This window comes from Streptococcus infantis (genome assembly GCF_001579645.1).
Taxonomy (GTDB): Bacteria; Bacillota; Bacilli; order Lactobacillales; family Streptococcaceae; genus Streptococcus; species Streptococcus infantis_E.
This window is the reverse complement of record NZ_KQ970818.1, coordinates 775,822-785,509: the sequence shown is the minus strand read 5'-3', so window position 1 is coordinate 785,509 and position 9,688 is coordinate 775,822. Positions and strand designations below refer to the sequence as shown.

General features: G+C 39.1%; 11 protein-coding genes. All 11 read left to right on the top strand.

What is annotated here, in order from left to right; all coding sequences use genetic code 11:
• The first annotated feature begins 2 nt into the window (after positions 1-2).
• The 11 genes from xseA (at position 3) to SINDD18_RS03730 (ending at position 9,671) form a co-directional block, all read left to right on the top strand.
• Positions 3-1,316 carry an exodeoxyribonuclease VII large subunit gene (gene xseA / locus SINDD18_RS03780; protein WP_081108243.1) on the top strand — a complete coding sequence of 438 codons (1,314 nt, stop codon included), beginning with the start codon at positions 3-5 and terminating at the stop codon, positions 1,314-1,316.
• On the top strand, positions 1,294-1,506 hold the full coding sequence (locus SINDD18_RS03775; RefSeq protein ID WP_061863135.1) for an exodeoxyribonuclease VII small subunit: 213 nt from the start codon (positions 1,294-1,296) through the stop codon (positions 1,504-1,506). Before xseA ends, SINDD18_RS03775 begins: the two co-directional genes overlap by 23 nt.
• Complete coding sequence (locus SINDD18_RS03770) at positions 1,503-2,378, top strand: polyprenyl synthetase family protein (RefSeq protein ID WP_061863134.1); 876 nt, start codon at positions 1,503-1,505, stop codon at positions 2,376-2,378. The genes SINDD18_RS03775 and SINDD18_RS03770 overlap by 4 nt, the downstream gene beginning before the upstream one ends.
• The gene (locus SINDD18_RS03765) at positions 2,371-3,186 is read left to right on the top strand and encodes a TlyA family RNA methyltransferase (protein ID WP_061863133.1); all 816 of its coding nucleotides are present in this window, start codon (positions 2,371-2,373) and stop codon (positions 3,184-3,186) included. Before SINDD18_RS03770 ends, SINDD18_RS03765 begins: the two co-directional genes overlap by 8 nt.
• Positions 3,179-3,610, top strand: a complete 432-nt coding sequence (locus SINDD18_RS03760) for an arginine repressor (protein WP_049526273.1) — start codon at positions 3,179-3,181, stop codon at positions 3,608-3,610. Before SINDD18_RS03765 ends, SINDD18_RS03760 begins: the two co-directional genes overlap by 8 nt.
• A 6-nt stretch (positions 3,611-3,616) precedes the next feature.
• Positions 3,617-5,284 (top strand): DNA repair protein RecN, encoded by a 1,668-nt coding sequence (recN, locus tag SINDD18_RS03755; RefSeq protein ID WP_061863132.1) that lies wholly within the window; start codon positions 3,617-3,619, stop codon positions 5,282-5,284.
• Between the two features lies 1 nt (position 5,285).
• A complete protein-coding gene (locus SINDD18_RS03750) occupies positions 5,286-6,014 on the top strand; it encodes a metallophosphoesterase family protein (protein WP_061863131.1) in 729 nt (242 codons plus the stop codon).
• 78 nt (positions 6,015-6,092) lie between these two features.
• Positions 6,093-7,916: a translation elongation factor 4 gene (lepA, locus tag SINDD18_RS03745; protein WP_061863130.1), complete on the top strand. Its 1,824-nt coding sequence runs from the start codon at positions 6,093-6,095 to the stop codon at positions 7,914-7,916.
• A 125-nt stretch (positions 7,917-8,041) separates the two neighbouring features.
• Positions 8,042-8,650, top strand: coding sequence for a hypothetical protein (locus SINDD18_RS03740; protein WP_061863129.1), 609 nt, complete (start codon positions 8,042-8,044; stop codon positions 8,648-8,650).
• A 199-nt stretch (positions 8,651-8,849) separates the two neighbouring features.
• A complete protein-coding gene (locus tag SINDD18_RS03735) occupies positions 8,850-9,326 on the top strand; it encodes a PTS sugar transporter subunit IIA (protein WP_061863128.1) in 477 nt (158 codons plus the stop codon).
• Positions 9,327-9,365: 39 nt separating this feature from the next.
• A complete protein-coding gene (locus SINDD18_RS03730) occupies positions 9,366-9,671 on the top strand; it encodes a PTS sugar transporter subunit IIB (protein ID WP_000590576.1) in 306 nt (101 codons plus the stop codon).
• The last annotated feature ends 17 nt before the right edge of the window (positions 9,672-9,688 follow it).

Sequence of the window (9,688 nt, the reverse complement as noted above, 5' to 3'; positions counted from 1 at the left end):
CTTTGACCAAGTATTTAAAAATGAAATTCGATAAAGACCCCTACTTGGAACGAGTCTATTTAACTGGTCAAGTCTCTAACTTCCGCAAGCGTCCAACGCATCAGTATTTTTCTCTTAAGGATGATCGTGCAGTTATTCAGGCAACCATTTGGTCAGGTATTTATCAGAAACTAGGTTTTGATTTAGAAGAAGGGATGAAGATCAATGTGGTTGGTCGTGTTCAAGTCTATGAGCCAAGCGGAAGTTATTCGATTATCATTGAAAAAGCTGAACCAGATGGTGTTGGTGCCTTGGCTATCCAATTTGAACAACTTAAGAAGAAACTGGCAGAAGAAGGTTTGTTTCAAGAGCGATTTAAACAATCTTTACCACAATTTTCAAAAAAAATAGGTGTGGTGACCAGCCGTAGCGGAGCCGTCATTCAGGATATTATTACGACAGTTAGCAGACGCTTCCCTGGTGTGGAAATTGTCTTATATCCTACTAAAGTTCAAGGTGAGGGTGCTGCAGAGGAAATTGCTCGTAATATAACTCGAGCCAATGAACGCGATGACTTAGATGTTCTGATTATCGGCCGTGGGGGAGGTTCCATTGAAGATCTTTGGGCCTTTAACGAAGAAATTGTAGTTCGAGCAATTTTTGAATCTCGTTTACCGATTATTTCGAGTGTAGGTCATGAAACAGATGTCACTTTGGCTGATTTTGTTGCTGACAAGAGAGCGGCAACGCCGACAGCTGCTGCTGAACTCGCTACACCAGTAACTAAGTTAGATCTTTTGACCTATCTTCAGAATCAAGAAAAACGCATGACTACAGCGGTTAAGCATACCTTGTCAAAGAAACAAGAAGCTTTGAGAATCCTCAGTCAATCGGTCATCTTCAGACAACCAGAGCGTTTATATGACGGCTATCTACAACGCTTAGATCAGTTACAGCTGCGACTGAAGCAAGGACTGAATGCTGAATTGGTTCGAAATCAACAAAAGGTGCAAGAACAAGTCCACCGTTTGGAACAATTATCACCAACCATCAAGATTCAGCGTTATCAGGATCGTATCCAACAATTAAAGAAACTGCTGCGAAGCCAGATGGCTGTGACTTATGATGCAAAAGTAGCAGAAGTAAAACGCCTATCAGAAGCTCTCCTTATGCTAGATACTAGTCGAATTGTAGCCAGAGGTTATGCAATTGTCAAAAAGGGAGAAGTCGTAGTGGCTTCTGCGAAAGATTTGAAAGAAAATGACCAAGTATCACTGTTGATGCGGGACGGTCAAGTAGAATTAGAGGTAAGAGATGTCAAAACAAAAGAAATTTGAGGAAAATCTAGCAGAACTTGAAACGATTGTTCAAAGCTTAGAAAATGGTGAAATTGCTTTGGAAGATGCTATTTCAGCTTTTCAAAAAGGAATGCTCTTGTCCAAAGAATTGCGGGCAACACTTGATAAAGCAGAAAAGACTTTGGTCAAGGTGATGCAAGAAGATGGAACAGAAAGTGAACTGGTATGAACAAGCAGGAAAAACTAGCTTTGGTCGAGTCAGCTCTTGAAGACTTTTATGGCAACCAACAATTTGCGTCCAGTTTAAGAGAAGCTGTTCTTTATTCCATACATGCTGGAGGTAAACGGATTCGTCCATATTTACTTTTAGAAGTTTTGGACTCCTTGCAAGTGCCTATCACTCAGGAACATGCTCAAGTTGCAGCGGCACTAGAAATGATTCATACAGGAAGTTTGATCCATGATGATCTACCTGCTATGGATAATGATGATTATCGACGAGGACGTTTGACCAACCATAAGGTGTATGGTGAAGCTCTAGCTATTTTAGCAGGCGATGCTCTCTTTTTGGATCCCTATGCTTTAATTGCTCAAGCTGATTTGCCTAGTCAAGCCAAGGTAGATTTAATAGCAAATCTATCACTTGCTTCTGGAAGTATGGGAATGGTGGCTGGTCAAGTGTTAGATATGGAAGGCGAAGGAAAACACTTGAATTTAGAGAAACTTCAGACTATCCATGCTAATAAAACGGGTAAACTTTTAGCTTTTCCTTTCCAAGCGGCTGGAATCATTGCTGGATTGGATGAAAATCTTCAGAGGCAGCTTAAAACAGTTGGCGAGTTGATTGGCCTGGCTTTCCAAGTGAGAGATGATGTGCTTGATGTTACCGCTAGCTTTGAGGAAATTGGAAAAACACCCCAGAAAGACTTGCAGGCCGAAAAGTCAACCTATCCTGCTTTGTTAGGATTAGATCAGGCGATAGCGTTTTGCAATCAAACCTTGGATCAAGCTACTGCGAAACTTGAAGAGATTAGTCAGGTTGTGAGCTTTGATAAGGAACCAATTGTGACAATAGTAGAAAGTTTGAGAATCAATGGCTAAGGAAAGAGTAGATGTATTAGCTTACAAACAAGGTTTATTTGAAACAAGAGAACAAGCCAAACGTGGTGTTATGGCTGGTTTGGTAGTCGCTGTTTTAAATGGCGAACGATTTGATAAACCAGGAGAAAAAATTCCTGACGATACAGAGTTGAAACTCAAGGGTGAGAAACTTAAGTATGTCAGTCGTGGTGGCTTGAAACTTGAGAAGGCGCTAGATATTTTTGATCTATCAGTTGAGGGACAAACGACCATTGATATCGGAGCTTCAACTGGAGGTTTTACGGATGTCATGTTGCAAAATGGTGCTAAACTAGTTTTTGCAGTTGATGTTGGTACTAACCAACTGGCATGGAAATTACGTCAAGACCCTCGTGTGGTTAGCATGGAACAGTTCAACTTCCGTTATGCTGAAACGACCGACTTTAATCAGGAACCAAGTTTTGCCAGTATCGATGTCAGTTTTATTTCCTTAGGCCTTATTTTGCCGGCTTTGCACCGTATTTTAGCTGATCAAGGTCAGGTTGTAGCTCTAGTTAAGCCTCAATTTGAGGCTGGTCGAGAACAGATTGGTAAAAATGGAATTATCAGAGATGCCAAAGTTCACCAAAATGTTTTAGAATCAGTTACTAAAATGGCAGTTGAAGAAGGATTTTCAGTCTTAGGATTGGACTATTCTCCTATTCAAGGTGGTCATGGGAATATCGAGTTTTTAGCCTATTTGCGAAAAGAAGATCACGCAAGCAATCAGGTTGTTACTGAAATAGAAAAAGTTGTAGAGAAAGCACATAGAGAATTTAAAGATGAATAAAAAAGAGAGACTTGAGAAGATAAGAAGATTTGTTACAGATTATCAAATCGGAACACAGGAAGAAATCGTTGAACACTTGAGAGAAGCGGGTATCTCTGCTACTCAAGCAACAGTCTCCCGAGATATTAAAGAATTAGGTATTGTAAAAATTCCATTGAAAGACAATACTTACATTTATGAATTACCAAAATCAATCGTTAGAAGCTTGCAGTTGGCAGAAAATAATATTATTCATGCTGAACGCATGGGGCATATGATCAATTTGCAAGTCATTCCAGGAAATACTATTTTCGTCAAGAGTCAGTTGATGACTGTTTTTTCTGACCAAATTTTTAGCTGTATTGCTGATGATAATTCCATCTTGATGGTATTGAGAAGTGAAGAAACAGCCAAAGATATTTTTGAGCAAGTTAAAAATTGGTAGGATTATATGTTACTGGAAATTTCGATTAAAAATTTTGCTATCATCGAATCAATTTCTTTGAACTTTGAACAAGGGATGACAGTTTTAACTGGTGAAACAGGTGCGGGTAAATCAATCATTATTGACGCTATGAATATGATGTTAGGAGCTCGAGCTACAACAGAAGTTATTCGTCATGGGGCTCCAAAAGCGGAAATTGAAGGTCTTTTTTCAATTGAAAGTAACCGCGCTCTAGAAGAAATTTTTGATGAACAAGGATTAGAATTGAGTGATGAAATCATTATTCGTCGCGAAATTTTACAAAACGGTCGGAGCATCAGTCGTGTAAATGGACAGATGGTTAATCTTTCAGTATTAAGGACGATTGGTCAACAGCTAGTTGATATCCATGGTCAACATGACCAAGAGGAGTTAATGCGCCCACATCGACATATCCAGATGTTGGATGAGTTTGGGGATGCCTCTTTCTTTGAATTAAAAGAAGCCTATCAGATGAGTTTCGATAACTATCGTCGTATGCGCAAGCAAGTGCTTGACATCAAAAAAAATCAGCAGGAACACAAGGCTCGTATTGAAATGTTGGAATTTCAGATGGCTGAGATTGAGGCAGCTAATTTGAAAGCTGGTGAAGATATTGCCCTTAATCAAGAAAGAGACAAACTTCTGAATCATAAACATATCGCCGATACTTTAACAAATGCTTATAGTATGCTGGATAATGAAGAATTTTCAAGTCTGGCAAATGTCCGTTCAGCCATGAATGATATGGAAAGTCTTGAAGAGTTTGATCCAGAATACCGTGAGATTTCAGGCTCACTTTCTGAATCCTATTATGTTCTAGAAGATATCACCAAACGGTTGGAATCCATTATTGATGATTTAGATTTTGATGGGAATCGTCTGATGCAGGTTGAAAGCCGACTTGATTTGATTCACACCATTACCCGTAAATATGGTGGTAGTGTGGATGATGTCCTTGAATACTTTGCCAAGATTACAGACGAATATAATCTTCTAACAGGAAATAATCTATCTTCTGAAGATATGGAAATCGAACTTAAGAAACTTGAAAAAAATCTTGTGGATCTAGCAGGTCAAGTTGCTCAAGCTCGTCATAAAATAGCTCAGGAACTTGAAGCTGAAATCAAGCAAGAATTGCAAGACCTTTATATGGAAAAAGCTGAATTTCAAGTCCGTTTCAGTAAGGGAAAATTTAGTCGTGAAGGTAATGAGAGTGTTGAGTTTTACATTTCAACCAACCCTGGAGAAGATTATAAACCTTTAGTAAAAGTAGCTTCTGGTGGTGAGTTATCTCGTTTGATGTTGGCTATCAAGTCTGCTTTTTCTCGTAAGGAAGGTAAGACCAGCATTGTCTTTGATGAGGTGGATACAGGAGTCTCAGGTCGTGTAGCTCAAGCTATCGCGCAAAAAATTCATAAAATTGGGCAGCACGGTCAAGTATTGGCTATTTCTCACCTTCCTCAAGTTATTGCAATTGCAGATTATCAGTTCTTTATTGAAAAGATTAGTAATGAACATTCGACCGTTTCAACAGTTCGCTTGCTGACAGTTGAAGAAAGAATTGAAGAAGTCGCTAAGATGTTGGCCGGGGAGAATGTGACAGAAGCAGCCCTGACGCAAGCCAGAGAATTGTTGAGAAACAGGGAGAAATAAGATGACAGACTATTATGTAATTGGAGATGTTCACGGAAAAGCTGGGATGCTAGAAGATCTTCTTAAAACATGGGATGGAAAAACCCAATTACTCTTTCTTGGAGATTTGATTGATAGAGGAGAAGATAGCCGCCGTGTTCTTGAAATGGTCAAGGATTTGGTTGATAATAAAGGCGCTATCTGTTTATCAGGAAACCATGAGTATATGTTTTTAACTTGGTTGGATAATCCTGAAGAAAGCTATGACCACTATCGTCGTAATGGGGGGGATACAACCATTAATTCCATTTTAGGCCGTCCGCTAGATGCACCAGTAGATGGAGTAGCAGATGCTAAGCGTGTTGAGACTGAAGCAGCAGACTTAGTGGAATTTATCCGTCAGATGCCTTTTGTGATTGAAACAGAGAAGTATATCTTTGTTCATGCTGGTATTGATTTGACTTTGGATGATTGGCATGATACTACCGATTACAAGAAGGTATGGCTCAGAAAACCATTCCACGAAGCTGAAAATCATACTGGAAAAATCATTGTCTTTGGTCATACACCAGTCTATGGTTTACTAAATCAAGAACGTGGTACAGCTGAACTCTGGATAACAGAAGACGGTAAGATTGGAATGGATGGAGGAGCTGTTTACGGTGGTGTTCTTCATGGGATTGTCTTTACCGACCAAGGTATGACAGAACATCACTTTATCGAAAATGACGGTTTTATTGCTGAAGATTAGTACTCCTAACAGGGTATGGTCTTGTCAAAATGTTAAAAACAATTTATAATTAATAGATACCCTGAAAGGAAGAGAATAATGAACTTAGAAGAATTGAAAAAACGACAGGAGAAGATCCGTAACTTCTCTATCATTGCCCATATTGACCATGGAAAATCAACTTTAGCAGACCGTATTTTGGAAGCGACTGAAACAGTTTCTAGTCGTGAAATGCAGGCTCAACTACTTGATAGTATGGACCTTGAACGTGAACGTGGAATTACTATCAAGCTTAATGCTATCGAGCTGAATTATACGGCTAAAGATGGTGAGACTTATATCTTCCACTTGATTGACACACCAGGACACGTGGACTTTACCTATGAAGTGTCGCGTTCCCTAGCTGCCTGTGAGGGTGCTATTTTGGTGGTTGATGCCGCTCAAGGGATTGAAGCTCAAACACTTGCCAACGTCTATCTTGCTTTGGATAATGATTTGGAAATCATGCCAGTTATCAATAAGATTGACCTGCCAGCAGCAGATCCAGAGCGTGTGCGTACAGAAATCGAAGATGTCATTGGTCTAGACGCTAGCGAGGCAGTATTGGCTTCAGCCAAGGCTGGTATCGGTATCGAAGAAATTCTCGAGCAAATTGTCGATAAAGTACCAGCCCCAACTGGTGACGTGTCAGCACCATTGAAAGCCTTGATTTTCGACTCAGTTTACGATGCTTACCGTGGGGTTATCCTCCAAGTGCGTGTCATGGATGGGGTAGTCAAACCTGGTGATAAGATTCAGCTTATGAGTAATGGTAAGACCTTCGATGTTACTGAAGTTGGAATCTTCACACCTAAAGCTGTAGGACGTGATTTTCTTGCGACAGGTGATGTTGGTTATATCGCGGCTTCGATTAAGACTGTTCAGGACACACGTGTCGGTGATACAGTAACCTTAGCGACAAATCCAGCAACCGAACCACTTTCAGGATACAAACAGATGAATCCGATGGTCTTTGCAGGTCTCTACCCAATCGAGTCAAATAAGTATAATGATCTTCGTGAAGCTCTTGAAAAATTGCAGTTGAACGATGCTAGTTTACAGTTTGAACCTGAAACATCGCAAGCGCTCGGTTTTGGTTTCCGTTGTGGATTCCTTGGACTTCTCCATATGGATGTTATCCAAGAACGTTTAGAGCGTGAGTTTAATATTGACCTTATCATGACTGCTCCATCCGTTATCTACAAAGTTAATCAAACCGACGGTGAGTCATTGGATGTTTCTAACCCATCAGAGTTTCCAGACCCAACTAAGATTGCGACCATCGAAGAGCCGTATGTCAAGGCACAAATTATGGTACCGCAGGAGTTTGTCGGAGCAGTAATGGAATTGGCTCAGCGCAAGCGTGGCGACTTTGTGACTATGGACTATATCGATGATAATCGTGTCAATGTTATCTATCAAATTCCACTTGCGGAAATTGTCTTCGATTTCTTTGATAAACTGAAATCATCTACTCGTGGTTATGCAAGCTTTGACTATGAATTGTCTGAGTATCGCCCATCTAAGCTAGTGAAAATGGATATCCTTCTCAATGGAGACAAGGTGGATGCTCTCAGCTTTATCGTTCACAAGGACTTTGCCTACGAACGTGGAAAACTCATTGTTGATAAGCTCAAGAAAATTATTCCTCGTCAGCAATTTGAAGTTCCAATCCAAGCAGCTATTGGACATAAGATTGTAGCTCGTACAGATATCAAGGCTCTTCGTAAAAACGTGCTTGCTAAATGTTATGGTGGTGACGTTTCTCGTAAACGTAAACTTCTTGAAAAACAAAAAGCTGGTAAGAAACGAATGAAAGCGATCGGTTCAGTTGAAGTACCACAAGAAGCCTTCCTCAGCGTCTTGAGTATGGATGAAGAATAGTTGCTAGGTGAGAATGGCATCTAATATAAGAAATCAATTACTGTATTTTGTAAATTTTCAAAATACAGTATTTTTTTGACACTTTTCCCTTCTTGCTTTAAAATAGAAGGGAAAGGAGAGTTATCATGAAAAAAATAACAATTTTATCTACACTTTTACTTTGCAGTCTTAGTCTAATTGCTTGTAGTCATTCAGAAAAGACAAATGAAGTAAAGACAGAAGCCTCTTCTAGTGTTCAGGAAACTTCAAGTCAAGAACCTAGTTCATCTCAAAAACAGACTGAAGAGACGCAAGTAGTAGGTTCTGATGATTATGGCTATGTGAAAATTCCTAAATCATGGGTTCATTTCAAAGAAATTGAAGGAGGAGATGACATTCAGTACTGTGATGGAACGGATGTCAACATTGTAACTCTCAATACATTTAAACCAGAGCAATTTGGTATTAGTGAAAGTGAGTACGCAGCACTTGAAACTGTTCAAATTTCAACTAGCATTTATGAAGCCAAACAGAAAAGTCAAGACTTCTCCAAGGTATGGGGGTCAAAATCAACTATCGGTGGCTATGAGGCTTATGTTGTAAACTGTATTGCTAAGAATGGTAAATATTTAATTATCTGGGTATTTAAATCCGATGATGGCAAGTTTAGATATGTTTCACTTGAAGGTGTCCCAGAAGTATTAAAAAATCTCCTTCCAATGGTGGAAGAAAGTTGGACCAATAAAAAGAGTTAACATCGTGAAAACAGGAGTCATTCCTGTTTTTTTTATTATATTTATTAGGAAATTATAAAAAATATGTTTGAAATCATTAAATGTTTAATTCGTAAACAAAAAAAATAAAAATCAAACAAAATACAACAAAAAACATTGACAACGGTTTCATATAGTGTTATACTTGTACCATAAAAGTTAAATATGAAGGGAGAAGGTCATGGGATTAGACCATTTCTTTGACAAAGACTTAGTCTTTTGCTTAGAAGCAGATAATCAAGAGCAACTTTTCGATCAAGTTGCAACCCTACTGGAAGAAAAGAAAGTTGTTACAGAGACCTATCGATCGGCCTTGATTGAACGTGAAAAATCGTTCCCAACTGGTTTGGATATGGAGTTTTTAGGGAAGGATTTGCCTAACGTAGCTATCCCTCATACTGATACAATTCATAATCTAACTGAAAATGTTGTCGTGGTTCGTCTGGAAAAACCAGTAACGTTCCACAATATGATTGCCCCTGATAAGGAAGTAGAAGTATCATTACTCTTCTTTATCATCAACAATTCAAGTTCAAGTCAAACAAATATTCTTGCACAGTTGATGGACTTCTTTACAGGCAATGGTCATCTTGAAGCGCTGTCTAAGATTAAGGAACCTGAAGCTTTGTTCCAATATATCTCAGAAGCGACTGCTTAATTTGTTAATAATTTTTATATAAAAACGGAGGAAATCCAAATGATTAAAATTCTTGCTGCTTGTGGTGCAGGTGTTAACTCAAGCCACCAAATTAAAAGTGCTCTTGAAGAAGAACTTTCTAACCGTGGGTACGATGTTCAATGTGATGCCGTTATGGTAAAAGATGTCAATGAAGACTTGATTAAAGGTTATGATATCTTCACACCAATCGCTGCTACTGATTTAGGTTTTGAACCAGGTATCCCAGTTGTTGAAGCAGGACCAATCTTGTTCCGTATTCCAGCTATGAGCGCTCCAGTCTATGACAATATTGAAGCAGCTATCAAAGAACATGGTCTAAGCTAATTATTAATTTGTAAATA